The sequence below is a fragment of the Parafrankia sp. Ea1.12 genome, from assembly GCF_900465275.1.
Classification (GTDB): Bacteria; Actinomycetota; Actinomycetes; order Frankiales; family Frankiaceae; genus Parafrankia; species Parafrankia soli.
On sequence record NZ_UBIZ01000043.1, the window covers coordinates 1 to 747 of the forward strand.

General features: G+C 74.7%; 1 protein-coding gene. It reads left to right on the plus strand.

Annotation, left to right across the window (positions count from 1 at the left end):
- Nucleotides 1-166 (plus strand): transposase (locus FMEAI12_RS00210; protein WP_235013534.1); only part of this gene is annotated, 166 nt, incomplete at its 5' end.
- Nucleotides 167-747: the final 581 nt, after the last annotated feature.

Consider the following 747-nt stretch of genomic DNA (forward strand, 5'->3'; position numbering starts at 1 on the left):
GGTGTGTGGGTCGATCGTGAAGAAACTGCCGCTCAACGTCCGGGAGTGGGCCTGTCGTGGCTGCGGCACGGTCCACGACCGGGACGTGAACGCGGCGGTCAACATTCTGGCCGCGGGGCTCGCGGTGGCTGCCTGTGGAGATGGAGTGAGACCGCCTCGCTCCTGAAGCGAGGAGGCGTCCGTTGATGAAGCAGGAACCCGCACCGCGAGGTGTGGGAATCCCGGTCTTCAGGCCGGGGAGGAGGTCAAAGTCGGCGGATGGCTGGACCAACTGCCGCTCGAGGCTGTCGAGGCGGAACCGGATCTGCTCGACGCGGCCGCGCACGTCGCCTCGGCCCGGGGCCAGCAGGGCCCCGCCCGTCATCGGTCCCCCGCGGCGGCCGCCGCGGTCTCCGAGACGGACCGGCTGGCCCGGCGGCTGGCGGACATCCGGCGGGACCGGCGCCTGCATGCCGAGGCCGAGGCCGCGCTCGCCCGGTCGGAGCACGAGACGACGGCGCTCCTGCACGCCCACATCGCCGGTGTGTCCGGCGGCCCCGAGACGCCGAGGGCCGCGGACGCTCCGCCGGGCACCCCGTTACTCGGCCTGGTGCCGGGGCCCAGAAGCGCCGGTCTGGAAGCGGCCCGCCGCGGGGATCCGTTCCCAGGCCCACTCGCGGGCCGGCCGGACGTCACCGGCCCCGTCCCCCCGGACGGGACGACCGCCCTCGTGTCCAGGGACGACCGTCTCGTCGCCGGGACCGGGAC